Origin of the sequence: Paenibacillus sp. BC26 (assembly GCF_900116125.1) — a bacterium.
GTDB lineage: Bacteria > Bacillota > Bacilli > Paenibacillales > Paenibacillaceae > Paenibacillus_Z > Paenibacillus_Z lignilyticus.
In genome coordinates this window covers 402,888-425,501 of record NZ_FPAD01000004.1, presented here as the reverse complement: position 1 = coordinate 425,501, position 22,614 = coordinate 402,888, and the positions used below count along the sequence as shown (strand labels likewise).

At 54.5% G+C, this 22,614-nt stretch carries 17 protein-coding genes; 12 read left to right on the top strand and 5 right to left on the bottom strand.

Annotation, left to right across the window (positions count from 1 at the left end; all coding sequences use genetic code 11):
- The first annotated feature begins 2 nt into the window (after nucleotides 1-2).
- Nucleotides 3-3,131, top strand: a complete 3,129-nt coding sequence (locus BM412_RS25410; protein ID WP_091224478.1) for an alpha-mannosidase — start codon at nucleotides 3-5, stop codon at nucleotides 3,129-3,131.
- Between the two features lie 781 nt (nucleotides 3,132-3,912).
- Here BM412_RS25410 and BM412_RS25405 read toward each other — a convergent pair.
- Both BM412_RS25405 and BM412_RS25400 read right to left on the bottom strand, forming a co-directional pair.
- Nucleotides 3,913-4,128: a hypothetical protein gene (locus tag BM412_RS25405; protein WP_091224476.1), complete on the bottom strand. Its 216-nt coding sequence runs from the start codon at nucleotides 4,126-4,128 to the stop codon at nucleotides 3,913-3,915.
- A gap of 40 nt (nucleotides 4,129-4,168) precedes the next feature.
- A complete protein-coding gene (locus BM412_RS25400) occupies nucleotides 4,169-4,759 on the bottom strand; it encodes a DUF3238 domain-containing protein (RefSeq protein WP_091224474.1) in 591 nt (196 codons plus the stop codon).
- Nucleotides 4,760-4,940: 181 nt separating this feature from the next.
- On the opposite strand from BM412_RS25400, the gene pdaA reads away from it, so the two are divergent.
- The 7 genes from pdaA to BM412_RS25365 all read left to right on the top strand — a co-directional run bounded on the left by pdaA (nucleotide 4,941) and on the right by BM412_RS25365 (nucleotide 15,123).
- Complete coding sequence (gene pdaA / locus BM412_RS25395; protein WP_091224472.1) at nucleotides 4,941-5,756, top strand: delta-lactam-biosynthetic de-N-acetylase; 816 nt, start codon at nucleotides 4,941-4,943, stop codon at nucleotides 5,754-5,756.
- Nucleotides 5,757-5,901: 145 nt separating this feature from the next.
- On the top strand, nucleotides 5,902-8,757 hold the full coding sequence (locus BM412_RS25390) for a response regulator (protein ID WP_091224469.1): 2,856 nt from the start codon (nucleotides 5,902-5,904) through the stop codon (nucleotides 8,755-8,757).
- A gap of 100 nt (nucleotides 8,758-8,857) precedes the next feature.
- Nucleotides 8,858-9,916 carry a class I SAM-dependent methyltransferase gene (locus tag BM412_RS25385; RefSeq protein WP_091224468.1) on the top strand — a complete coding sequence of 353 codons (1,059 nt, stop codon included), beginning with the start codon at nucleotides 8,858-8,860 and terminating at the stop codon, nucleotides 9,914-9,916.
- Nucleotides 9,917-10,002: 86 nt separating this feature from the next.
- Nucleotides 10,003-11,376, top strand: coding sequence for an aldehyde dehydrogenase (locus BM412_RS25380; protein WP_091224466.1), 1,374 nt, complete (start codon nucleotides 10,003-10,005; stop codon nucleotides 11,374-11,376).
- A 20-nt stretch (nucleotides 11,377-11,396) separates the two neighbouring features.
- Nucleotides 11,397-12,590 carry an amino acid deaminase/aldolase gene (locus BM412_RS25375; protein ID WP_091224464.1) on the top strand — a complete coding sequence of 398 codons (1,194 nt, stop codon included), beginning with the start codon at nucleotides 11,397-11,399 and terminating at the stop codon, nucleotides 12,588-12,590.
- A complete protein-coding gene (locus BM412_RS25370) occupies nucleotides 12,587-13,915 on the top strand; it encodes a D-arabinono-1,4-lactone oxidase (RefSeq protein WP_256256586.1) in 1,329 nt (442 codons plus the stop codon). The genes BM412_RS25375 and BM412_RS25370 overlap by 4 nt, the downstream gene beginning before the upstream one ends.
- Nucleotides 13,912-15,123, top strand: coding sequence for an MFS transporter (locus BM412_RS25365; protein ID WP_091224462.1), 1,212 nt, complete (start codon nucleotides 13,912-13,914; stop codon nucleotides 15,121-15,123). Before BM412_RS25370 ends, BM412_RS25365 begins: the two co-directional genes overlap by 4 nt.
- Here BM412_RS25365 and BM412_RS25360 read toward each other — a convergent pair.
- The gene (locus BM412_RS25360) at nucleotides 15,106-15,699 is read right to left on the bottom strand and encodes a MerR family transcriptional regulator (RefSeq protein ID WP_177246084.1); all 594 of its coding nucleotides are present in this window, start codon (nucleotides 15,697-15,699) and stop codon (nucleotides 15,106-15,108) included. The two genes, BM412_RS25365 and BM412_RS25360, sit on opposite strands and share 18 nt — an antisense overlap.
- A gap of 377 nt (nucleotides 15,700-16,076) precedes the next feature.
- Nucleotides 16,077-16,919 carry a prohibitin family protein gene (locus BM412_RS25355; protein ID WP_091224458.1) on the bottom strand — a complete coding sequence of 281 codons (843 nt, stop codon included), beginning with the start codon at nucleotides 16,917-16,919 and terminating at the stop codon, nucleotides 16,077-16,079.
- Nucleotides 16,920-17,022: 103 nt separating this feature from the next.
- On the opposite strand from BM412_RS25355, the gene BM412_RS25350 reads away from it, so the two are divergent.
- The gene (locus BM412_RS25350) at nucleotides 17,023-17,259 is read left to right on the top strand and encodes a DUF6953 family protein (RefSeq protein ID WP_091224456.1); all 237 of its coding nucleotides are present in this window, start codon (nucleotides 17,023-17,025) and stop codon (nucleotides 17,257-17,259) included.
- Between the two features lie 22 nt (nucleotides 17,260-17,281).
- Here the strand turns inward: BM412_RS25350 and BM412_RS25345 are convergent, their stop codons facing one another.
- Complete coding sequence (locus BM412_RS25345; protein WP_091224453.1) at nucleotides 17,282-17,590, bottom strand: hypothetical protein; 309 nt, start codon at nucleotides 17,588-17,590, stop codon at nucleotides 17,282-17,284.
- A 90-nt stretch (nucleotides 17,591-17,680) separates the two neighbouring features.
- On the opposite strand from BM412_RS25345, the gene BM412_RS25340 reads away from it, so the two are divergent.
- The 3 genes from BM412_RS25340 to BM412_RS25335 all read left to right on the top strand — a co-directional run bounded on the left by BM412_RS25340 (nucleotide 17,681) and on the right by BM412_RS25335 (nucleotide 22,407).
- On the top strand, nucleotides 17,681-18,385 hold the full coding sequence (locus tag BM412_RS25340) for a pirin family protein (protein WP_091224451.1): 705 nt from the start codon (nucleotides 17,681-17,683) through the stop codon (nucleotides 18,383-18,385).
- A gap of 81 nt (nucleotides 18,386-18,466) precedes the next feature.
- Complete coding sequence (locus BM412_RS31970) at nucleotides 18,467-18,625, top strand: hypothetical protein (protein WP_240548289.1); 159 nt, start codon at nucleotides 18,467-18,469, stop codon at nucleotides 18,623-18,625.
- Nucleotides 18,626-18,804: 179 nt separating this feature from the next.
- Complete coding sequence (locus BM412_RS25335; RefSeq protein WP_177246083.1) at nucleotides 18,805-22,407, top strand: Npt1/Npt2 family nucleotide transporter; 3,603 nt, start codon at nucleotides 18,805-18,807, stop codon at nucleotides 22,405-22,407.
- Nucleotides 22,408-22,614: the final 207 nt, after the last annotated feature.

Below are 22,614 nucleotides of genomic sequence, written 5' to 3'. Positions count from 1 at the left end.
AGATGTATCGCATTCATCGTTTTATTCGCAACTTGTCGGAGCGCCAATGGGCAGAGGCTTCGACCTTGCTGGACTGGGAGATGAGAAAGGTTCGCTACGGCTTGCCGGGCGAATATGAGACGCTGCCGGGCGGGGAGCCAACGATCCTGAAGGACACGCGTTTGGACGGGAAGCACGGCATTACTTATTTTCTGAAGAAGCAAATCTCGATTCCTTCGCATTGGGAGGACGGCACGGCCGGTTTGACGATGAGCGGCGGCGGCGAAGGCCTGCTGCGCGTGAACGGCGCGTCTTACCAAGGCTTGGATCGCAATCATGACTTCGTTCCGCTCTACTTGAAAGGCGCGGGACGTGAGCCGCTTCTTGAGATCGAGCTGTTCGATCCGATTCCGGAGCCGGTTGATCCGCTGAACAACCAAGCGCCGGTTGTTTCGCCGGTCACGAATTATGAAGTGAAGCTGGTTCGCGTCAACAAGGCGGCGCAGAGCTTGCTCTACAGCGTTCAAGCCGTATATGAAACGATGCGAATGCTGCCGGAGCAGGACTACAACCGCCAGCAGATGATGGACGCGCTGTATGGGACGATGAATGAGGCGGAGCAATTGCCGGAGGATAGCTGGCATAGCCCGGAGCCGGTCGCTGCCATTGAGCAGGGGCTTCGTGACCGGATCGGCGAACGGTTCCCGGCAAGTCAGGCGCAAGGTAAGATGCATATGGTCGGCCAGTCCCATATCGACATTGCTTGGCTGTGGCCTGTTCGGGAGACGGTGCGCAAAGCGAGCCGTACGTTCTCGACGATGACGTCGCTGATGGAGGAATACCCGGAGTTTATCTATTCGCAAAGCCAGCCGCTTCTGTACGCGTTTGTGAAAGAGCATGATCCGGCCCTCTATGCGAAAATCAAACAAGCCGTGGCGGACGACCGCTGGGAGCTTGTCGGCGGGATGTGGGTCGAGCCGGATCTCAACATTCCAAGCGGGGAGTCGCTAGTTCGTCAAATGCTGTACGGACAGCTCTTCTACCGCGACGAGTTCAACAAGAGCTCGGCAATCGAATGGCTGCCGGATACGTTCGGCTATTGCGCTTCACTGCCTCAGCTGCTGAAGCTGGCAGGGGTCGATTACTTCATGACGACCAAGCTGAACTGGAACGATACGAACAAATTCCCGCATGAGCTGTTCCGCTGGGTCGGCATCGACGGGACTGCCATTGTCTCTTATTTGAACCACGGGATTAACGAGCATACGAGACCGAAAGACGTGGAGGAGCACTGGAGAGAGTATCGTCAGAAAGATAAGCTGAATGAGCTGATGCTGCTGTACGGACATGGCGACGGAGGCGGCGGGGTGACGCGCGAAATGATCGAGTTTGCGAAGCGCGGCTCGCTAATGCCGGGTCTTCCGGCAAGCAATTTCAGCACGGCGGCTGCTTTCTTCGAATCCGTGGAGGAAGTCTCGCACACCTTGCCGGAGTGGCATGGGGACTTGTATCTGGAGCTGCATCGCGGCACCTTGACGACGCATGGCCGCAATAAGAGAAGCAACCGTAAAGCGGAGGTGCTGTACCGCGAAGCGGAGATTTGGAGCTCGCTGGCCCATGCCTATACGGGTGTTGAGGGTAATACGGATGCACTTGCCGAAGGCTGGAAGCTGATGATGCTCAACCAGTTCCATGACATTATTCCGGGAACCGCGATTACGGAAACGTATGTCACGTCAGCTGCGGAATACGAGCGAATCTTTGCGCTCGGCAACCAAGGGCTCTCGCAAGCGATGCAGACAGTTGCCGGAGCGATTGGCGCGGTCGGCGAAGGAACGCCGTACGCCGTGTTCAATAGTCTTGGTTGGAAGCGCGATGAAACGGTAGAGCTGGAAGTGGATTCACATCAAGCCGGCGTCTGCGCGTTTGATGAAGCGGGCAATCGCCTGCCATGTGATCAGGTAGAGCTGGCAGACGGCAAGTTCCGGTTGTCGATTGCCGTCTCCGCCATCCCGGCATTCGGCTACAAAACGATCTGGCTGCGGGAGTCCGCAGGTGCCGAAGCGAAGCAACGTCAAGTGAGCGCGGTTGGTAATGCTGCTTCTCTGGACGAGTGGGAAACGGTCCATTATAAGCTGGCATTCAATGAGTGCGGGGAAATCGTCCGTTGGTTCGACAAAGCGGCGAACCGCGAACTGCTGCCTAAGGGTGCGAAGGCGAATGAACTGCAGTTCTTCCACGACAGACCGCTGTACTGGGATGCGTGGGATATCGATCCTAAATTCGAGCAGTTCAGAGCCGGCGAAGCGGAGCTGATTTCGAAGCAGCTGGTGCTCTCCGGTGAGGCGCTTGATGTCATTCGTTTCGAGTGGCGGCTGGGCGAATCCGTGATTTCGCAGGACCTGATGCTGTACCATCATCAGAAGCGGGTTGATTTCAAGACGCGCGTACAGTGGAACGAGAGCCATAAATTGCTGAAGGTTGCTTTCCCTGTGGACGTTCTGTCTACGAAAGCAACGTATGAAATTCCGTTTGGCGCCATGGAGCGCCCGACCCATCGCAACACGAGCTGGGAGCAGGCGCAATTCGAAGTCTGCGGCCATCGCTGGGCAGATTTATCGGAGGGCGGCTACGGCGTCAGCCTGCTGAACGATTGCAAATACGGCTACGACGTGAAAGACGGCGTGCTGCGCCTGTCCTTGCTTCGCGCTCCGAAATGGCCGGATAATACCGCCGATCTGGGCGAGCATGAGTTCACGTATTCCTTGTTCCCGCATGAACAGGACTGGCGCCAGGCGGAGGTTGTGCGCAGAGCGGCGGAACTGAACCATCCGGCGATTGCCCTTCGTCTCCCGGAGTACAGCGGATCGGCAAATGCCTTGCCGGCATCGTACTCCATGCTGCAGCTGGACAGCCGCACGGTGCTGCTGGATACCGTCAAACCGGAAGAGCGCGGTGCAGGAACGATTCTCCGTTTCTACGAATCGACGGGGAGCCGCGATCAAGTGAAGGTACAGCTGCCGGCAGGCACGAAGCGGGCGAGCATCGTCAACCTGCTTGAGGATGAGCTGGAACCGTGCACGATCGGTGCGGACGGCGTGCTTACGTTGGCGTTTAAGCCGTACGAGATTCAAACGGTTCGATTCGAGTAACAAATAAGAGCTAAGAGCTGCCCCATTGCGGGGCAGCTCTTCTTTGTAGAGATACCTAACGGCGACTTTTATATCATGTTCTACATCGCCGCGGTCATGAGCGCCTGTTCGGTTGCATCCCTTTTTGCTTGTTGAATCTTTAACGGTTGTCAGCGCGTCTATTTCATGAAAAGATCGATTATTATAACTCTAACGGTTGCGAGCGTCGTTATCCGCTGTAAATGGTTGATTTCTATCGGGAAACGTCCCAATAAGCGCCGTGGCAACCGTAAGAAAATAAAAATGGGCTTTTTAGGCCAAATAACCACTCTGACAACCGTTACAGGTCGGAAGTTGGTGCTTATGCATTTTCAAAAAACGACGCAAGAAAGAGCTGTCCCAATGTGGGACAGCTCTTCTCTGTTTAGGGAACGGTTGGTATGCAAGAATAATCATTATGGGGCTGAGCTGTTGGCCTAACTGCTGGTTTGGTCTGCTGGTTTGCTGCAAACCTGCTGCAGTCCTACTCTTCCGTTCTGCTCATCTACTTGCATGTTGCCTTTTGTGCTGCAACATTTCTTCTAAAGTTGACGCCGTGCAGAGGAAATGTTGCTTGGTTTGCAACAAATTCCTCTCCAATCGCCTCTTGGCCGCCAATTCGTGTTAAAATGTTGCCTTTTACGCAACATTTAGTCATTTTGAACACGCAGCTGGCTGAAATGTTGCATTTTCTGCAACTTTGGTGATGTTCCATAAGCAAAGCAGCCCAACAGATCATCCCTGCTCAGCACTGCCCGTAATGCTACCTTCTGCGAATTTCGAAGAACTCGCAGGCGTTGCGGTCGTGGTAGGCGACATCGCTGACGCTGGATTGGCTGACGACGGTCGTGTCGTCGAAGCGGATGATGATGCCGCCGGAATCGACGATGTGGTCGTCTTTATAGACGCGAAGCTTGTATTGGCGCTCCATCGCCTCGGTGAAATCGTCATCCGTCAGGAGACGGCGGTACAAGGCCATGATTAGCCCTCCTTCCTCAGCTCAGCTTCCCGTACTCGTACTAGAGATTGCGCTCGAAGTGGTATTCCATATCTCCGGCCATTGCGGCAGGCGAATCGCCCGTAACACGGAAATCATGGCTGTGCAGCAGCTCGAAATCCCCGAAATCAACCTGCTTATAGAACTCGAAGCAAGGGAACCCGTCATGACTGCCCTTCGCTACGACTTGGCCCGTTTCTTCGCGAACGGTCACGCGGAGTTCATAATCGACGGCCGGAGCAGCCGGGCGAAGGGGATTAGCGGCAGTCGCTTTCATGATGAAGGAAACCGATGAAGCGTCCCAAGTTTCATCCGAGACGGTCACGCCATCGGCAGATGCTTTGCCTTGCTTAAACTCCGATATGCCTTCCGGCTTAGTCACGCGCAGCGTAGTAGTGCCGGTATCCGCGAACGCGAACAGCTTGCGTTTCACGAAATCAACGACAACCTCTTGCTCCACGCGAGATCGCCCCGTATGCACGGCATGAGGCGTGAACTCCCGCGCATCACCCGCGTATTCATGGATCAGGCCGGTTTCGGGTTCGGTCATCGCAGGGAGCCACTGCAAGCCGCCGATAAATACACTGCCTCGTATTTTCACAATTGCTACCATTTGTAGATTTTTCCTCGCTTTCGGCATTTGCTCCGCTTATTTTAGCATAGAAATGACCCTGATCCCGCAGCTTATCCGAAAAATTCACATAACTTCCAGCGTTCCGGGATACAGTAACCTCTGTATGGTTCCAATATGCAGCAGGCAACATGCGAGAAGAAAGTGGTGAACATCGAACAACATGTACAAACGAAACCGTCTTCGCCCACAAGCTTGGCTTTCTCTGTTGGCGTCGCTTGTCCTCATGCTATCCGTTGCAGGAACGGCGATGGCATCGGACTCGATCGGCGCGCCGGGAGGCCCCTTTCATTTTGGATTCAAGAAGAGCGTCGGCGGCTCGCTGCCCTCGATTAGAGAAGAAGGCTTTCAGCCGATTCTGGAGGAGCATGGGGCGATCTTCCTTGGCGATACGAAACAAAGAGAGCTGTATCTGACCTTCGATAACGGCTACGAGAACGGCTACACAAGCCGAATCCTGGATGTATTGAAGGAGAAAGGCGTACCGGCGATCTTCTTCGTAACCGGTCATTATGTCAAGGACAAGCCCGATCTGGTGAAACGGATGGCGGCCGATGGCCATCTGATTGGCAACCACTCCTGGAGCCACCCGGATATGAGCGTCATTCCAAGCACCCAGATCCAAACGGAGCTTGCCAAAGTGAAGACGGCCGTAACGGAGCTGACCGGGCAGCAGGAGATGCAGTATCTTCGTCCGCCGCGGGGGATTTTCAACAGTCGGGTGCTTGCCGTCAGCAAGGAGCAGGGGTATACGAGTGTGTTCTGGTCGGTCGCCTATAGGGATTGGGAGCCCAATGCCCAGCGCGGCTGGCGTTACGCCTACGATAACGTGATGAAGCAGCTTCACCCGGGAGCGGTCATTCTGCTGCACAGTGTGTCCAAAGACAACACGGAAGCTCTCCCTCAAATCATCGATGCGGCAAGGCAGCAAGGCTACACCTTTAAGCCCCTTAATGAGCTGGAGACCAAGAGTTATTAACCCTATAAAAGAAGACGAACGTGAAGAGAGGTGTGCGAAGCAGGCACCTCTTTTTTATTTGTCGACAAACGGAGGGAATTATCGAAATATGTCGAATATTGGATAGTAATATCCAATCCAGCGGACAGCAGGAAGGTGAGCATCAATGATAAAAGATTTGGTTGTTAACGCAGCATTCATGACCATGATCACTTTCTTCTCCAGCAGGCTGTTTGCCGCCAATCGAAAATATAGCAAGTGGAAAGAAATCCTCAAATTAGGCATCGTACAAGGGATTCTCGGCTGCATTCTGGTCTACTACGGCGTTCGGCTCAGCGATAGCATCGTCATCGATTTACGCTATGTTCCGGTTTTGATGGCGACTTATTTCGGAGGATTCTGGGCTGCGGCGATAGCCGGAGCATTAGTCATTCTCTATCGAATGACGGTGTCGCCGTTTGGGATCGGCACCATTACGGCGCTCGTGACGATGCTGGTATATGTAGGCGGGGTCGGATTCATTATGCTGCGCGTCCGAAGCCTCCTCCGCCAGTGGGCGTATGCCACCCTGTTCAGCGGAATTGCCTTCTTGATTATCGGTACGCAGATGATTCAAATCCCGGTGAACATCCTGTTGATTCTCAGCACGGCGAATACGCTGGGCTGTTACGCGATGATTTATTTCCGCTCTTATCTTATCCGTGCAAGCGAGCTCGAGCAGAAGAATCTCCGCGCAAGCGAAGAGCTGCATCGGCTGCTGCACCTTCAATCCGGGATGACGGCGAAGATCATTCGCGACAGCCACGGGGATTATCGCTATTCCTTAATCGAAGGACAGCTGCTGCTCAAACAAGGCTGGATTGGCGGCGAGATAACGGGCAAGCGGCCCAATGATTTGGCGGGGCTGAGCCAAGAGCATGTTGAGCTGGTCTCGGCCATCTACGATCGGGCATTCAAAGGCGAAGAAGTCAGGTACGAGTCCGGGTTTAACGGATTTCGGACGTTTAACATCGTGCAGCCGATCTTTAAGGACGGACAAGTCACGGAGATCATTCTCTCCAGCACCGATATTACGAATTGGAAGCAAGCGGAAGATGAGCTGCGCGAGAGCGAAGAGCGTTACCGCACCATCGTGGAGAATTCGAACGATATCTTCATCGCGTTCAATGGGGACGGGACGATTCTGTCGGTTAACGCGAAGCTGGCCCGGCTGCTGGACCTGAATATGGAGGGAATCGAGGGCAAACGGCTCACGGATCTGGTCCGTATCGGCAAAGAGGAAGAGTGGGAGCGGTATTTCCGCGAAGGGGTGGAGACGAAAGAGATGCAGCGCTTCGAGCTGGATCTTAACTTCGAGGGCCAATCCCCGCGAAGCTTCTCCGTCACGATTCTGCCAATGACCGTGAAAGGGAAGATACGGATCAAGGTCACCTTCCATGACTTGACCGACTGGAAGCTCAAACGCGAAGCCGACGGGGCGAACAAAGCGAAGAGCCAGTTCCTGGCGCAGATGAGCCATGAGATTCGAACGCCGATCAATGCGATTCAGGGGCTTAATTATTTGCTGCAGAAGACGGAGCTCTCGGACAGGCAGAAGGACTATGTCAACAAATCGATTCTATCGACGAGAAGCTTGCTCAATATTATCGATGACATTCTTGATTTCTCCAAAATCGAAGCGAACAAGATCGTGCTCGAGCAGATTGCTTTTGACCTGTACGAGGTGATTCATGATCTCTCCAATATCGTGGCGGTTAAAGCCTACGAGAAGGAGCTGAAGCTGCACTTTGCGATCGATCACCGGGTGCCGCAAATGCTGAGCGGTGATCCGCTTCGCTTGAAGCAAGTGCTGCTTAACCTCGTTAACAATGCGGTGAAATTTACGCATCAAGGGGAAGTCGCGATTGCCATTGATTTTGTGAAAAGCGATGCGCATGAGGTTACGCTTCATTTTGCGGTGAAAGATACCGGGATTGGCATTAGTAGCGAGCAACAGAAGAAGCTGTTCCATAACTTCACGCAGGCGGACATGTCGACGACGCGGCGATACGGCGGGACGGGACTGGGACTTGTCATCAGCCAGAAATTCGTCGAGCTGATGAACGGTAAGCTTGAGGTGGAAAGCACGCCCGGCGTAGGCAGCTGCTTCTCCTTCAAGGCGGAATTCAGAAGTTCGGATGCACCGGTTATGCGGCAGGGGCTGGAGCTGGATATGAAGTTTCTGCGCGTGCTGCTCATTTGCGATAATGCGGAGATGCAGCAGGTGCTGCGCAATCAGCTGGAGCAGTTTAAGTTTATCGTCAGCCTGGCTGCGTCGGAGCAAGAAGCGATCTATACCATTTCGATGCATAACCGATATGACTTGATCATGGTGGATTGGAAGCTGCGGGCCGGAGATGCGGTGCAGCTTGCGGAGTGGATCAAACGAGATATGCCCGACAAATCGCAGGCTATTGTGCTTACGAGCGCCTACCACGAGATGGAGCTGCAGAAGGGAGTGCCATCTCCGGCGATCGAGAAGGTGTTCTTCTATCCCATTAGCCAGTCGCATCTGTTCGATGAAGTGATTTCGCTGATGAAGCCGCAAGCCGGCGGGAAGCCGCCCGAAACGGATAATGCGGAGCTTGCGGAGAAATATGCGCTGCTTCGCGGTGCTTCCGTGCTGCTGGTGGAGGATAATGCGATCAATCAGCTTGTTGCGATGGAGCTGCTCAAGGGAATGGGCATGCTCATCGATGTCGTAGATAACGGCGAAGAAGCGGTGAACCGCGTGCGCGGCAAACGATACGATGTGATTTTGATGGATTTGCAGATGCCGGTAATGGATGGATACCATTCAACAAGGCTTATCCGGCAGATAGAGCATGCGAAGCAAACGCCGATTATTGCGATGACCGCGGATGCGATGAAAGGCGTGCAGGAAGAAGTGCTTGAAGCCGGCATGGACTATTATTTGACCAAACCGTTCGATCCGGCTCTGATCTACACGGTGCTGCTGCAATCTCTACAGAAAATCGCTTAGCAAGCTGTAGAAACCGGGAATAATTCAGCACTATGGATGAGCTGCGGATGATATACTTTGTTGTATAGCCGGTCATTAAACTGAGCGAGGTGAGTAAGGAATGAGTATAGCAAAGCAAGCAGATACTTCCCGCTTAGAGCAGCCCTACTCGGAGCAGCAGCTTGGCCTAACGGAGCTTACGCCTTCCTATCGGGTGGATCTTCGCCCGCACAAAGATAAGGCATACGAGCGGTTTATCCGGGTGAATACGGTGAAGGATTGGTCGCAGCTGACCTGGGAGCGGGTAGGCAAACCTTACGAGGTGCGGACGATGTCGGAAGCCCGCAAGCAGTGGGAGCAGGAGCATGAGAAGGCGATGGATGCGAAGACGTCGTGGACGTATTTTAACAAAGCCTTTCATGAGTGGTTCGACAAGGATATCCCGAAAGAGATCAGCGGAGAGCAATCTGCTTTTCTGAAGAGTCTCGCAACGTTCAAGCCATCGGAAATCCGCGCGGCCTTGGGCGATGTAGCCCGCATTCATCTATGGAATTACGTGCACCGCATTCAAGACGGCGTCTGGGATCCGCGCGGTAAACGGTCTTTGTTTGAAGGACTGAATGTCACGCGTCCGCGCATTCTGTTTCTCGGTGCAGCGGAGGGCTATGAGGCGATGCAGCTTGCGGCGCTCTATCCGGGAGCCGAAGTGGTGATGGTCGACTATGACGCGTATTGCAAAACCGTTCGTCACGGCGAATTTCCCGATTCGTATCCGTTTCTTGGGTCCAGTTCATCTACAGGCGGGGCGAAAGTATACTACAAGCCTGATTTCAATATCGAATACGTGGTCGATGATGTTCGCAATCTATCGTTTGGCAAATCGTTTGATATCGTGCTTTCGGTCGGCTTGCTGGAGCATTTCCCGGATACCTACAAACCGGAGGTTGTCGATTGGCACCGCAGATTCCTCAAAGACGGCGGCTATGCGATCTTCACCACACCGCGCAACCAATGGAAAAGCAGGCTGTTCTACGTCATTATGGCCGATATTATGAATCACACCTATCGCGAGCTGATGACGGTGGAGCAGATGGGACTCTATATTTATGAAAATGGCTTTGACATCATCCGCCATGGCTATATCAAGGCGCACAATGCGGTCATTGCCCAGGTGCGCTAAGGCGCAAGCTTCTTTGGTACAGTTTCGTGTAAGCACTTACAATCGGGGGCCGGCTTCGTCCGGCTGACCGGGAGAGCAGGGATATCATGGCTTCCTTTGAGCAATTGTTGAAACGGCAGCAAGCCTGGTTTCAAACGGGCGAAAGCCGAGGGTATGCGTTTCGAATGGCGCAGCTGCGGAAATTGAAACAAGCCGTGGTGGAGCGTGAAGCTGCGATTATCACGGCGCTCCACACGGATTTAAATAAAAGCGAGCATGAAGCGTACACGCTTGAAATCGGTCCTTTCTATACCGAGATCAACTTCGCGATGAAACATCTGAAGAAATGGATGAAGCCGAAGCGGGTGAAGACGCCGTCCACGCATCTGGGCAGCCGAGGGTATGTCATGCCGGAGCCGCTCGGTTCATCGCTCATCATCGCCCCTTGGAATTATCCTTTTAATCTCACGTTAGTTCCGCTTATCGGCGCTATCGCCGCAGGCAACACCGCTGTATTGAAACCCTCCGAGCTGTCGCAGGCAACGACATCGTTAATAGCAGCTATAGTCACTGAGAGCTTCAAGCCGGAGTATATTGCCGTTGTCGAAGGCGGGGTTGAGGCGAGCCGGGCATTGCTGGAGCTGCCTTTCGATCATATTTTCTTCACCGGCGGCGTTGAGGTTGGCAAGTCGGTGATGGCTGCGGCCGCGAAACATCTGACGCCTGTTACCTTGGAGCTCGGAGGCAAGTCGCCGTGCATTGTGCATCATGATGCGTCTATTGCGCTTGCGGCCAGACGGATTGCCTTCGGCAAGTTTCTCAATAGCGGGCAGACCTGCCTCGCGCCTGACTACTTGCTGGTGCATCACAGCGTGAAGGATGAACTGCTGGCCGCAATCCATCAATCGGTGACGGCATTCTATGGCGAAGCGCCTTTGGAGCACCCGGACTATGGCGCGATCGTCACTCGCCGCCACTATGATCGGCTTCGCGCGTTCCTTGCGGATGGCACGGCTGCCATCGGCGGCGGGACGGATGACAAGAAGCTTCGCATCGCCCCGACCGTGCTTGAAGATGTGGCGTGGGATTCCCCCATTATGCAGGAAGAGATCTTCGGGCCGATCCTGCCGGTGTTCACTTATGATGACCCGCGCGAGGTGGTAGCGATAGTGAATGCGCGGCCCAAGCCGCTGGCGCTGTATATCTTCAGCAAGGATCAGGCGGTGCAGCAGCTGATGACGGGCAATATCTCCTTCGGCGGCGGCTGCATTAACGATACGCTTCTGCATATCGGAACTCCGTATCTGCCATTTGGCGGAGTAGGCCACAGCGGAACGGGCAGTTATCACGGCGAGCAAAGCTTCCGTACGTTCTCGCATATGAAGAGCGTGCTGAAGCAGACAACGGCGTTTGATTTTCCGTTCCGCTACCCGTCCGCCAAGAACGGGCTCAAGTTTATTCGGATGCTAATGAAGCCTTAGGCGAAGAGGATGTGCAGACGATGTCGGATACCTATGCTTATTACAAAACGGTGTTTGAAGGCGTGCCGAAGCCGTTTGCATTCGTAGATTTGGATATGCTGGATCGCAACATCGCGGCGATCGCGCGGGCGGCGGGAAGCAAGAAGGTGCGGATTGCGAGCAAATCGATCCGCTGCCTTGAGGTCATGCGGCGCATTCTGGCCAGCAGTCCGGTTTATCAAGGGATCATGTGCTACACCGCCGATGAAGCGGCGATGCTCGTGCGCGAAGGCTTCGACGACCTGCTGCTTGGCTATCCGCAGTGGCAGCCGGATCGGATTGCCGAACTGGTTAGGTCCATCGGCGAGGGACGCTCGATTACGTTTATGGTCGACTGTGCCGAGCATGTGCGGCAGATTGAGCGCATCGCCGCAGAGCAGGGAGTCGTCGTGCCGTTATGTCTGGATATCGACATGTCGGCCGATTATCTGGGCTTGCATTTCGGCGTCTGGCGTTCTCCGTTAATGAGCTGGGAGCAAGCGCGCCCCGTTGCGGAGCTTATCGCCGCTTCGGCGTGGCTGAAGCTGGACGGCATTATGGGCTACGAGGCGCAGGTTGCCGGTCTTGGCGATAATGTGCCGGGCAAGCAGTTGAAGAACAGCGTGATCCGCTGGTTGAAGAAACGTTCGATTGCCGAGGTAGCAAAGCGGCGCCGCGAAGTCGTGGAAGGTCTTGAAGCGATGGGTATTGCGAAGCTTCGCTTCGTGAATGCCGGCGGTACCGGCAGCATGGACAGCTCGCGTCTGGAGGCGTGCGTGACCGAGATAACGGCAGGCTCGGGGTTCTATGCGCCAGGTTTGTTTGACGCGTATACCGGGTTTCGTTACGAACCTGCGGCAGGGTTTGCGGTGGAGATTGTCCGCCGTCCGAGGCCCGATATCGTCACCTGTATGGGAGGCGGTTATACAGCCTCCGGGGCGATAGGGATCGAGAAGCAGGCGCAGGTGTATTTGCCGGCTGGGCTGGAGCTGTTTCCGCTTGAGGGAGCAGGCGAGGTGCAGACCCCACTGCGCGTGAAGAACGGGCTGTCGCTGTCGCTTGGCGATCCGGTCTTCTTCCGCCATGCCAAAGCAGGCGAGCTGTGCGAGCGTTTCTTGCATCTTGTTGCGGTATCCAATGGGCAAATCGTCGGTGAATATGCAACCTATCGCGGAATGGGGGCTTGTTTTCTATGAATGGACATGCGGCAATGCGCGTAGCATGGTCGAATTGGTCAGGCTCCGTACAGGCTACTCCGAGTATGGTTCTGTATCCCGAATCCATAGAAGAGGTCGTCGACATTGTACGGTTGTGCAGGCGTGAGGGGAGGAAACTCCGGGTTGTCGGAACGGGGCATTCGTTTACGCCGATTGCAGCTTCGGGTGACGTGCTTGTTTCCCTGGACCGGATGCAAGGGTTAGTTGAAGTCGATGCTGCGGCAGAGACCGCCACGGTCTGGGCCGGTACGAAGCTGAAACTGCTGGGTGAGTTGCTGTTTCAGCAAGGCTTGGCGCAGGAGAATCTTGGCGATATCGACGTCCAATCGATCGCCGGCGCTATCAGCACCGGCACGCATGGCACGGGTCGGGAGTTCGGCAATATCGCGACGCAGGTAATTGGACTGACGTTTGTAACCGGGGGCGGCGAGGTTGTCGAGTGTTCGCCGGAGTCCCATCCGGAGACGTTTCGGGGCATGCAAGTATCGCTGGGCGCACTCGGCGTATTGGTACAGGTGAAGCTGAGACTCCGTTCTGCCTTCAAAATGCGCTACGAGAGCAAGCGGACGCAGCTGACGGCATGTTTGACACAGCTGACTTCGCTTGCCGACTCGCATCGTCATTTCGAGATGTATTGGTTTCCCTATGCCGAATCGTGTCAGCTCAAAATCATGAATGAAACGACCGAGCCTGTCACTCCGCGGCGAGTGGGCGATTATATCAGCGATGTAGTGCTGGAGAATGGCGTATTCGGTCTGCTGTCCGGCATGTGCCGACGGGTGCCGAAGCTGTGCAGACCCATAAGCCGGTTCTCTGCGGCGCAATTTCCCCTGTTTAGCAAGGTGGCGTACAGCCATCGTCTGTTCGCGACGAAGCGGCTCGTGCGCTTCAATGAGATGGAATACAATCTGCCCGCGGAGGCGATGCCCGCTGTCATTGCAGAGATGCGCGCGGTGATGGAAGAAGAGCGGTTCGCGGTTCATTTTCCGATTGAGTGCCGTTATGCCAAAGGGGATGACATCTGGCTGAGCCCCGCCTATGGCCGGGATTCAGCTTATATTGCCGTACATATGTATAAGGGGATGCCGTACGGGGCTTATTTTGCGGCGATGGAGAAGATCTTCCTGCGACACGGAGGGCGGCCGCATTGGGGCAAAATGCACTCCCTTCGCGCCTCGCAGCTGCAGGAGCTGTATCCGATGTGGGGCGCCTTCGTCCGTCTGCGGGAGCAGTATGATCCGGATGGCATTCTGTTGAATCCGTATTTGGAGAAGCTGTTCGGGGTTCCGGAGCTGTCGTTATGATCGGGGATAATGGCTTGAAGCAAAAGCAAGAGCATGAGCAGGGGGCTTCGCGCTGGTCCGTTATCGCTGCTTATGCGGGCGTGGTAGCGGTCACGCAGCTGCTCTGGGTGACGTTTACGCCGATTACGACGGCTGCCTCCGAACAGTGGGGGGTATCCGTAGATGCCGTCGGGTGGCTGTCGCTCGTTTTTCCGCTAGTCTATGTGCTGTTGTCGATTCCGTTTGGCTTGGCATCGGATCGCAGCTTCCGCGGCGCGCTCACTTGGGGAGCCGGACTTACCGTGGCCGGCGCGTTGCTCCGCATCGTGCCCGGGTATGAATACGCGCTTGCCGGACAGTTCATCATCGCCGTCGGTCAGCCGCTTGTGCTCAATGCGGTAAACAAAATGGCGGTGCTCTATGCAGCACCGCCAAAACGTCCAATTGCCATTGCAGCCGGCACGGCCAGCTTGTTTGTCGGCATCATGATCTCCAATGTGACGGTGCCTTTTCTGCTGGAATGGGGCGGAATGCCTGCCGTTCTGTGGACGCAGGCGATTATGGGTACAGCCGCTTGCCTCGTGCTGATGGTTACTCTTCGCAAGCCTCCCCTGTACGAAGGGGCGACGGATGCAGAGCCCGCACCGGCGCTGCGCACCTTACGGGCGCTTTGGTCGAAGCCGTGGGTTCGATTATTCAGCTTGCTCCTGTTTGCAGGTTTCGGTATTTTCATTACGCTGGCGACTTGGCTTGAAGTATTGGCGGATGCAATCGGCTATGATTCGGTGCAGGTCGGAACAGGCTTAGGACTCATGACAGCGGCTGGGATTATCGGGGCGGCGGTATTGCCGGACTTCGCAATGCGCGGGAATCGTGCACGAAACGTGCTTGTGCTGTCACTCGCGGTTAGCGCGGTACTGCTCGTATTCCTTGCGGCAGGCATGCCTGCCTGGCTGTTTATGACGCTGCTGGCTTTAGCCGGTCTGCTGCTGCTGGCTGACTTGCCCATTGTGCTGTCTTTTGCCGAAGCCAAAGCGGAGCCGCGCACTGCCGGTGCTGTTACGGGGCTGCTGCTCTTGTTCGGCAATCTGGGCGGCATCGTGCTGTCCCTGCTTGTGCAGCTGCTGCTGGACGAACGCGTTCTGGCTATCGGCGCGCTCGCGGTCGTGACGGTCGTCATCGTACCCTTTGCCCTTCAATTTCCGGGGAAATCAAAACCACACAAATAATGAGCGAAACAACCCGCGTTTGCGCGCAGGCGACGGGACAGCGACAGGCGATTCGATGGCTGCTGCGGTTTCGGCGGCGTATGCAGGTATGCTCAAGGGCGGGATCGGCTGCTTGGCATATTCGATGGCTGCGCTCAGGTGATCAATCATCTTGCGCAGCTCCTCCAGCTCGGAGCGATGCTGCAAAATTTGCGCAGCGACAACCTCGTCGGCTTTCTGCTCCAGCCTGCGCTCCACCTGTACCAAGCGGCAGTGAATCTCGGAGTTATACGTTTCCGATGCTGCAGCTACTTGCTCATTGTTGCCGAATAGCAGGGAATGCGAAGCCTCTACGGCTGAAACCAATGGGTGTTCCGGCTGCTGCTCGGGTTCCGGTAACACGATCATATCCATCGTTTCGCCGCGTTCGAGCGATTCTTTGATATAAGCGAGCATCGACAGGTCACGGGACGAGAATACATAATGGCCGAATCGATCCTTTTGAAAATAATGAGGGAAGTGGGAAGCCCAGCGTTTGACCGTGGTTTGACTGACGTTCAACGACTCAGCCGCATCCTTGCTCTTGACTAGTTCCAATCCTATCACTCCGTTCGGGTGGAATGCATAGGTAATTCGCGGTTCGGAAACCACTCCCTGCAAGGGCGACAAAGGAAGTGCTCATTCGCTAAACAAAGTGGTTTTACGCGCCATCTCGCGCTTTCGCGGCGGTTGCCGTTCGTCAAGTTTCCCGTTGCATTCGGCAAGCTTGCGCAAGAGGCGAAACCTCGAAACTTGTGCTCGCATATGGCGAGCGAGAGGAAGAGGATCCCTGGGTGATCTACATTGCCGCACGTGTCCCAACCAATCACCCATAAAACAAAAAAGCCGAGAGCTCAACCGGCTCTCAGCCATCCAATCCTACATGCAATCCCACATGCTATCCCACATGCAATCCGCCTACCTAGCCGCCCTACCTACTTTCCGCCGCTTCCGAAGCTGTTCACGTCGATAAACGGCGTCGCTCCGCCGGTCACGTTTGGCAGGCTGCCGTCCCATTTGTCCACGGCCATTTCCTGCACCTCGATTTGCTTCAGCTGAATCAGCTCCGGCGTCACCTCTTGCTTCTTCAGCTTCAGAGATTCCGCTTCGGCCTGCGCCTGCGCGATCTTCTGCTTCGCCTCGATTTGCACCCTTTTGAGGTCGTTCTCGGCCTTCAACGCCTGCTGCTGCGCAACCTGCTTCGCTTCGATCGACGCGTTGAACGCATCGGAAAACTTGAAGTTCACGATATTAATGTCGGCCACGATTAAATTATACTTCGCGAGCCGCGTCGTTAGGTGCTCCCGGACTTCGCCGGCGACGACGTCGCGTTTGGCGATCAGATCTTCCGCGGGATAACGTGCGGTCACTTCTTTAACGATTTCCTGAATGGCCGGGTTCACGATAACGTTGTCGAACGAGCCGCCGACGTTATTCATTAGCTTATACGCAGCCGCTTTGTCGACGGAATAGTTAACGGCCACATGCGTCGAGACCGGCTGCAAATCCTTCGAAGACGCGCTCGTATCGGTCTCCGCCTTGGTCACCTGCACGTTCACCTGAATGATGCTTTGCACGAACGGGATCTTCATGTGAATGCCCGGCGACAGTATGTTATCATTTAATTTGCCGAACGTTTTGTACAAGCCGACATTGCCGTACTGGACCGTCTGAAAACCGTTAAAGGCGACGATGACGCCGACGACGATCAACAGACTGAATAGAATGTAAGGCTTCAAGTTCACTTTTTTCACCGGATTCGGTTCAACGACATGCATGGACGACCCCTCCTCATAAATAGCTATGCGCATTTTAAGGGATACATACGAGGTTGCATGGAAAAAGGTTCCTAAACGTAACGTAAAAGGAGATGACGCGAAAATGGAACATACAGCGCAAGAAGCGGCAGAGTGGATGGTACAGGAGCTGAAGTCGGCAGGCATGCTGCGTCAGGAGCAGGCGGTCGCGCATATTAAGGCGCATTTCGGGGAGCGGTTTATTTACGTCAATGAGAACGGCAACGAATCGATCGACAAGGAAGTCAAGAAAGCATTCAAAAAGCTGCACGGCGGGCGCGCAGCTTGGGAGCGGGACGGGTTTTTCTGGGGCTGGGTATAAAGGTGAAGCGAGCTGACACAGGCTACACGGTGTAGTCGATTTTGCCGTCGGCCCAGATGATGAGCTGTTTGGCTGCCGCGTCATATTCGACAAGGCCGTGTGTAGAATAGTACCAAGTCTTTTGATCAACGGCGCCATCCGCGACGAGAAAGATATTGAGCTCGTCATTATGCCGGCAAATCGGTGCGCCGATGGACTCATCCACGGCATCAATGCAGAGCTTCCAGCCTTCCCGGCCCTCTGCAGGCGCGACGGAGAATGGGAGCCCATGCTTCTTCGAATCGAGAAATAATCGGCCGCCAACGGTGTGGCGAATGTACAAATGATCCAATGGAATCCCTCCTTGACAAAGCTAACTATAACACACATACTTACATAAAGTAAGTGAGTAAAAATGAAACCATGAGGAGTGTTCTGGAGCATGATCGCAATCTATCCGGCAGCATCGAGGCATTCTGGGGACTTGGGATGGCTACAGTTTAATTTTAGTTTTTCATTTGCAGATTATTACGATCCGGACAATTTGAATTTTGGTCCGCTGCGCGTATTTAATGAGGATTATATTCAGCCAAGCAAAGGATTCGGCACGCATCCGCACCGGGATATGGAGATCGTGACGGTTGTGATGAAGGGCGAATTGGCGCATGAGGACAATACGGGCGGCAAAGAGATTTTAAGATCGGGCGAGGTACAGCGGATGACAGCGGGAACGGGCATTTTGCACTCCGAGGTCAATTCTTCGGACACCGAAGTAGCTAACCTGCTGCAGATGTGGTTCCTCCCTGAAGCCAAAGGGCTTACGCCGTCTTACGAGCAAAAGGCGTTCGATTCGGCTGCGATGAAGAACGCGCTGCTTCCCATTGTCTCGAAGCGTCTTCAGAGCGAAACGATCACATCGATTCACCAGGATCTCACCATTTATCTCTCCCGCCTGGAAGCGGGGAACAGCGTTCCGTTCGAGCAGGATGCCGCACGCAAAATCTTCCTGTTCGTGATGGAAGGTGAAGTGACGTTAAATGGGGAGCATCATTTGAGCCGAAGCGACTCCGCGCGCATTACCGATCTCGAGGAGCTTGTTATTGCCAGCGCGAATGGCGGGCAATTCATGCTCATCGATTTGCCATAAATCTGTCCGGTCCACGCATAAGCAGGGCTGTTGCCGTTAACAATGAGAGTACACCTGAAATCTAGCAATGGAGGGACTCTCGTGAATTATAAACCGGCGCAACTAGACGGACAGTTACTGGCGCAGCTGCAGCAATTCGAATCGGATTTGCGTAAGCAGACAAGCAGCAATATCGTGTTAATCGCCTATCAAACTACTGCTGAGGAAGCAGATAACGGAGCAGCGGCAGGCGGGAAGTAAGTGAGGTAGAAGAAGAGCACCGACCCTAGTGGTCGGTGCTCTTCTTATGTTGTTTTGATGGATAGTATTGAATGGGACTTTTTTCCTGCAATATGTTTGTGACTTTTGGAGGACATCGGCTTCCGGCTGTCGAAAATTACTAAAAGATGTCACTAAACTGTTCGGGTAGGAGAGCCGGTATGAAATTAATTTCGGGAAACGCGTTTGGGCAAACCTTTCGCAAATTTGGCGAGGACAAGGAAGAGTATACGAAGGTGCTTTTCCTCTTTATTTATTTGTTTGCGGTTTCATCGGCCTCAACGGTTGGCAGAACGGCGGCGGATGCGTTGTTTCTATCCCGTTTTGGCGCCTCGCAGCTTTCCTTTATGTATGTGCCGCAGTCGGCGGCTCTGCTGTTAATCGGACTGCTGTTTCAGCGATTCAGTCCGCGGTTTCGGATGGATCATCTGCTGAAGCTGCTCATTCCGCTAATTTCAGGGCTGGTGCTATTATCGCGGTTTGGCGTAGGCATGGATTTCAGCTGGGTATACCCGGTTATCTATGTTGGCTATGATGTGTTCAACTTCCTTATGATTGTCTGTTTCTGGCAGTTTGCGGCTTCCGTTCTGGATCAGCGCAAGGTGAAACGGACCATCGGGCTTGTCGGCAGCGGCGGGCTTATGGGCGGAATTATAAGCGGTTTCGGTCTCAAGCTGGTTGTTCCGTTAGTGGGGACGGCTAATTTGATTTGCTTCTATGCCGCACTTCAGCTGCTTGCGCTTGTGGCGGTTATCCGGTTATTGAAGCTCGCAGGGAAAGGGTCGGACCTATTCACGTCCGTTAAGCCTCAGCGTAAGCAGGCCGGCGGCAGCGGGGTCAAGAAGAAGGATAGCGGAGGCCTGTTCCGCAACGTCCCCCATCTCAAATATATAGCGATCATGTCGGCAGCGCTCGTGATTACACTAACGTTGATCGACTATCAGTTTAAGGTTATTTTGCGCGGTACGCTTCAGGATGAGGCATTGGCCGGATTTATGGGAAGCTTTTATGGATTTTCCGGATTGCTGGCATTGTTTATTCAGCTGTTTGTCGCTGGGAAGCTGCTCACCCGTTTCGGTGTCATGACGGCTATATTGGTATTCCCGATAGCGCTGTTCACCGGAAGCCTCGGCGTATTGATGATGCCGGTGCTGGCGATGGTTGTGATCGTAAAAGGGAGCGACAAGGTGCTTGGCGATACGATTTATTCTTCTGTCAGCCAGCTCGTCATGTTTCCGATTCCGCCGGAGTGGCGCAACTCGGCGAAGAGCTTCCTGGATGGCGTCGTTCGCAACGGTGCCAAAGGAATTGCCGCCGTCAGCTTGATTTTGCTGTCTCAGCTGCTGACGACGCAGCAGTTCAGCTATGTGATTTTGACGCTGCTATGCGTCTGTATTGTAGCGGCGGTGAAGGTAAAAGGGGCTTACCTGGAGGCGCTTCTGTCTACCTTGAAGACCAGGGGGCATGACCTGCATGAGGGGCAGCTGGATCTGATGGATCCTGCCAGCTTGCGGGTACTGACGGATACGCTTGTGCAGCCGGATAAAGTGCAGGTCCTGTATGCGCTGAAGATTTTGCAGGATATCGACGGCTTTGACCTTATGCCGCATCTGGAAGGCTTGCTCCGCCATCCCTCGCAAGAGGTTTGCGTAGAGGCGCTTCGCTACATGGAACGCAAGCAGCCTGCCGGTCAAGAAGAAGTGCTGCTGGTGCTCATTGGGGAAGGGCATAGCCGCGTTCGTGCGGCTGCCATTCTTGCACTTGCCGCTTATGCGAAGGATGAGCATTTAGATGCTATTACGGCGCGGCTTAGCGAAGAGGATATGGATGTGAAGTCGGCGGCCATTGCCGGGTTGATTAAGTATTACGGCATAGAAGGGATGTTCCGCGCCGTCGGTACGTTGAAGGAGCTGATGGAGAGCTCCCGCGAGGATGAACGTACATCGATGGCGATTTTGTTCGGCCAGATCGGTATTCGGGAATTCTACAAACCGCTTATTCCGCTGCTTCGCGATGAGGCGCCGCAGGTTCGAAAATTTGCCGTGCAGTCCGCTGCCGTGCTGCAGGTGCCGGAGCTTGTTCCGCATATCGTGCCGATGCTGCAGCATAACGAGACGAGGGAGGCCGCGGTGGATACGCTGGCCGCTTATGATGAGCGAGAAATTCTCAAGCTGCTCGTCACGTATTTTGATGTGGATTCCGTATTGCTGCATTTGCCGAAAGTGTTTGAACGCATCGGCGGGCAGCAGGCTTTCGACTTGCTGTTTCAACGTTACGAACCGGCTAATTTCGAGATGCGAGATAAGCTGCTGGAAGCGATGACCCGGATGCGCAAAGGCGTGCAGCAAGTGGATGCCAAAGGGTTCGAGGCGAACATCTTGCTCGAGCTTGAACTGTACGGAAGGTTTACGTCGTACCAAGGGGATCTGATCGCGGTTGAAGGTTATGAGGAAGTGGCGGAGGCGGTCGAGCAGGTCCGTTCGGCGATGATTAAGCGAATATTCCTGCTGCTCGGTTTTATCTATGAGGCCAAAACCATCCAAGCCGTCTATGCCAACTGGACCGAAGGCGGTGCTCGCCAACAGGCAAACGCGGCAGAAATTATCGACCAGCTGGTGCAGGGGAACCTGCGGATGGAGCTGGCGAAGCTGATGTCGGCTTCCCGCACCGTGACGGCGAATGTCGTGAAGAACGAGGCGGCGCTTGATCTGGACTGGATGAACGATCAGGGCGATGAATGGCTCTGCCAAGTGATTCAGTTTGCTTCGCGGAGTAAGGTGGATGCAGCGGCTCCGGGTCGCCATTCCGTAGATGAGACATGGCTAAGCGAGCAGATGGAACGAATCGCGATGTTGAAAAATGTATCTTTATTCGACGGGTTGTCCGCTCGGGAGTTGTCGCTGATTGCCATGCGCATGGAGAGGGTGACCTATTCGAAGGGAGCTACCGTATTTCAGGTGAATGATCCCGGTGATGCGCTCTATCTCATTCAAAGCGGGCGAACCGGAATTTACCGCGGAACTGACAAGCTCAATGAACGTGCTGCCGGAGAGTGTTTCGGACAGACCGCCATATTGACGCGGCGATTGCGCACAGCTACTGTTAGGGCGGAAGAGGATCTCGTATTGTGGCGGCTCGATTCCTCGAGCTTCTACGATGTCATCTTTGACCGTACAGGCATCGCCCTGGAAATGATGAAGCTGCTCTCGAGGCGTCTGCGCTCGAAACTGGCACAGAAATCGGCGGTTGGCGCGATTCCTGCGGATGAGCATCATGCGGAAGTTGCGGCAGCTTCGGAAGTCGCTGCAGGCGGGGCAGCCACGGAATCTTCGCAAGAGGAGCACGGCATGGCGAACGATATTATTTTGCGCCGGGTGCTGATCTTGCAAAAGATCGACCTGTTTGCCCGTTTATCCCAAGAGGATGTCATCGCCCTCGCGCAGCTGGTCGAGGAAGTGGAGTACGCTGCGGGTGAATCGATCTGCCGGGTTGATGATTACGGCGATACGTTGTACGGTATTATAGAGGGAAGCGTTCGTGTACATAAAGGCAGCGAAACCTTCGCGACGCTTGGAGAAGGCGAATGCTTCGGCGAAATGGCCGTCATCGACAGCGGACTTCGTTCCGCGGACTGCACGGCATCGAGCCGGGCGGTTCTGCTTCAACTGCACCGTGACCAAGTGTTCACGCTCTGCTTCCAGAACATCGGCGTGCTGCGAAGCATGATGCAGGTACTTGCAGACAGGCTTCGCGGGATGCTGTAAGCTGAAGGTGGAAGCGGAATGCAAGAAGCGGGGAGCGGAATGCTGAGTGCTGAAGCTAAAGAACTGCGGAGCTCGATGTGGGAAAGCTGAAAACCGAAAACTGAATACTGGAAAGTTTGCATCTAGATGATGAATGCCGGAGACCGGAATGTTGGAGATGGAGAGCGGAAGCCGAGGTCGGCGGTTCGCGCCGTTTAAGTGTAAGAG

Coding starts and splice junctions, on each gene's coding strand:
- BM412_RS25340 (WP_091224451.1), top strand. CDS start 17,681: ATGATCGCAATCTATCCGGCAGCATCGAGGCATTCTGGGGACTTGGGA.
- BM412_RS25405 (WP_091224476.1), bottom strand. CDS start 4,128: ATGGCCTTGTACCGCCGTCTCCTGACGGATGACGATTTCACCGAGGCG.
- BM412_RS25390 (WP_091224469.1), top strand. CDS start 5,902: ATGATAAAAGATTTGGTTGTTAACGCAGCATTCATGACCATGATCACT.
- BM412_RS25355 (WP_091224458.1), bottom strand. CDS start 16,919: ATGCATGTCGTTGAACCGAATCCGGTGAAAAAAGTGAACTTGAAGCCT.
- pdaA (WP_091224472.1), top strand. CDS start 4,941: ATGTACAAACGAAACCGTCTTCGCCCACAAGCTTGGCTTTCTCTGTTG.
- BM412_RS25400 (WP_091224474.1), bottom strand. CDS start 4,759: ATGGTAGCAATTGTGAAAATACGAGGCAGTGTATTTATCGGCGGCTTG.
- BM412_RS25375 (WP_091224464.1), top strand. CDS start 11,397: ATGTCGGATACCTATGCTTATTACAAAACGGTGTTTGAAGGCGTGCCG.
- BM412_RS25350 (WP_091224456.1), top strand. CDS start 17,023: ATGGAACATACAGCGCAAGAAGCGGCAGAGTGGATGGTACAGGAGCTG.
- BM412_RS25365 (WP_091224462.1), top strand. CDS start 13,912: ATGATCGGGGATAATGGCTTGAAGCAAAAGCAAGAGCATGAGCAGGGG.
- BM412_RS25370 (WP_256256586.1), top strand. CDS start 12,587: ATGAATGGACATGCGGCAATGCGCGTAGCATGGTCGAATTGGTCAGGC.
- BM412_RS25380 (WP_091224466.1), top strand. CDS start 10,003: ATGGCTTCCTTTGAGCAATTGTTGAAACGGCAGCAAGCCTGGTTTCAA.
- BM412_RS25335 (WP_177246083.1), top strand. CDS start 18,805: ATGAAATTAATTTCGGGAAACGCGTTTGGGCAAACCTTTCGCAAATTT.
- BM412_RS25385 (WP_091224468.1), top strand. CDS start 8,858: ATGAGTATAGCAAAGCAAGCAGATACTTCCCGCTTAGAGCAGCCCTAC.
- BM412_RS25410 (WP_091224478.1), top strand. CDS start 3: ATGTATCGCATTCATCGTTTTATTCGCAACTTGTCGGAGCGCCAATGG.